3 protein-coding genes are annotated in these 2180 nt (G+C 34.9%); all 3 read left to right on the plus strand.

Annotation, left to right across the window (positions count from 1 at the left end; all coding sequences use genetic code 11):
• The first annotated feature begins 12 nt into the window (after positions 1-12).
• Positions 13-231, plus strand: a complete 219-nt coding sequence (locus ACUVXA_RS20055; protein ID WP_445873064.1) for a NifU family protein — start codon at positions 13-15, stop codon at positions 229-231.
• A gap of 427 nt (positions 232-658) precedes the next feature.
• Positions 659-1102: a hypothetical protein gene (locus ACUVXA_RS20060; RefSeq protein ID WP_445873065.1), complete on the plus strand. Its 444-nt coding sequence runs from the start codon at positions 659-661 to the stop codon at positions 1100-1102.
• A gap of 258 nt (positions 1103-1360) precedes the next feature.
• Complete coding sequence (locus tag ACUVXA_RS20065; protein WP_445873066.1) at positions 1361-1963, plus strand: cation transporter; 603 nt, start codon at positions 1361-1363, stop codon at positions 1961-1963.
• Positions 1964-2180 lie beyond the last annotated feature (217 nt).

Consider the following 2180-nt stretch of genomic DNA (forward strand, 5'->3'; position numbering starts at 1 on the left):
AGGAGGTAAAAAATGAGAGAAAAAATTGAAAAAGCCTTACAGAGTATTCGCCCAGCTCTTCAGATGGATGGGGGAGATGTGGAGTTAGTAGACGTAGTGGAAGGTGTCGTTAGGGTGAGATTAAAAGGTGCATGCGGAGGATGTCCAATGTCTCAAATTACACTTACCCGAGGAGTAGAGCAGGCAATTAAAAAGGAAGTCCCGGAGGTTAAGAAAGTAGAAGCGGTTTAAAGGGAATATGAATGTGAAATCATTATCATCAAAAAATAGATATTTCTTTATAAGTTATGATAGTAAATCAAATACATTATGATAAATGGTTAATGGGACAATTCAAGAGGCAATTTTAACTCTGAAGAGGTTATTTTAAATTAAATTGGAACGAAGTAAGTATTTTCCATACAAATAATGTTGAAGAAACTTTCTTACCCAGTTATAAGTTTTTTATCTGTGTATCTACGTTATACTTTTTTGGTGCTGAAAAAAAGCTTATGGTAACTTTGATTTCTCCATCGAGAACCTCTGAGAAGGCATTTAAAACATTTTCAATTTTTTACTGGATTGTTATGATTTTAAATTTTATTGTTATTGTAGCGGGGATAAGATTAGTTAAGGTATAATTGTATATTATGGAATAAATAAATGAGGTATCAATAAAATGACTCACGAATACTCTGGAAAGTATGCTTCGAAACATCCACCAGGTACAAAACCAAATGAAGAAATAGCAAAATTAATAAGAGAAAAAATTTCTGAGAAAAAGCTTTCATGCGCAATGGCAGAAAGGATTTCAAAGCAGCTGAATGTAAGGCTATCTGAAGTGGGTAAAACAGCTGACTTAATGGGAATAAAGATCATTAAATGCCAGCTTGGTCTTTTTGGCTGGGGAAATAAACCAAATCATGGTAAAGATATCCATCCGCTCAATTCTGTTCCATTTGAGGTAAAGAGTGCTATTGAGAAAGTTGCTGAAAAGGGTAGGGTGAGTTGCTCTTCGCTTTGGGAGATTGCTGATCGTCTTGGCATAGAGAGAAAGGCAGTTTCCACCGTTTGTGAAACCTTAGGATTGAAGATCATTAAGTGCCAGCTCGGCACCTTCTAATCCAAATCCCTCTGCTTTAAGTTAGATTCTTCTGTTACTTATTTCATGATTTCCGAAAGGGCTACCCCTTGTGACCATGGAGCTTCCTCTAAGTCACAAAATGGTTTAGAAACGATTGGAATTTATGAATTATCCGCTTAAAAGGATAATTATGCCCGCTGAATCTTCTTCGTTGGTTGCTCTGATACTTAAAAAATAAGATATTGATTTTGGGTCACAAGATTTTTATATAGGGTTTATAGGAGTTAAAGAATACTTATGGATTTAAAACTCTATAAAAAGGCACTTTTTCTCTCATACTTTACCGTCGGTTATAATATTTTGGAAGGAATCGTATCCATCTTGATTGGGTCATTAGCTGATAGTATCGCCTTGGTTGGGTTTGGTTTAGACAGTTTTGTTGAGTCATCGTCAGGATTTATTATGATCTGGCGATTTAAAAAACATGGAAAAATATCAGAAGAAGAGGAAAAAAGGGTTGAGAGAAAAGCAGTAAGATTTGTTGCTTATACTTTCTTTATGCTGGGTGGATATGTCTTTTACGAATCTATAAAAAAGTTATATTTTCGTGAATTGCCGGAGCGAAGCCTTTTTGGAATAATCATTGCAACCCTTTCAATTATTGTAATGCTACTCCTGTTTTATGCTAAATATAAAACCGCAAGATTGATAAATAGCAAAAGTTTAGAAGCAGACTCCAAACAGACACTTGCATGTGTTTTTTTGTCAGTTGCTTTATTATTAGGATTGGGATTGAATTATCTTTACGGGTTATGGCAGGCTGACCCTATTGTAGGGATTATCATTGTAATATTCCTAATAAAAGAAGGCTTTGAAACTTTAAATGGTGTTGGCAGTTAATAAGAAGACGGTAAATTATTTATGAGTAAAAAAGTTGTTCTCAATAGCTACCATGCTAATCGACCTCTCGATATGGTCATTGTGAGTTACAATTTGGTCAATATTTCTGATCCCACTTTTCCAACTATCACTGAAGAGGAGCGTGTAACACGCTCAATCATCTTATTAATCTGTTCATAATAGTATGTACATTAGATCGCATATCTTGTTGATGGAG

This window comes from Candidatus Jordarchaeum sp. (assembly GCF_052745115.1).

Bases quoted from the DNA above. Each gene is read 5' to 3' on its own strand.
- ACUVXA_RS20055 (WP_445873064.1), top strand. From the start codon at position 13: ATGAGAGAAAAAATTGAAAAAGCCTTACAGAGTATTCGCCCAGCTCTT.
- ACUVXA_RS20060 (WP_445873065.1), top strand. From the start codon at position 659: ATGACTCACGAATACTCTGGAAAGTATGCTTCGAAACATCCACCAGGT.
- ACUVXA_RS20065 (WP_445873066.1), top strand. From the start codon at position 1,361: ATGGATTTAAAACTCTATAAAAAGGCACTTTTTCTCTCATACTTTACC.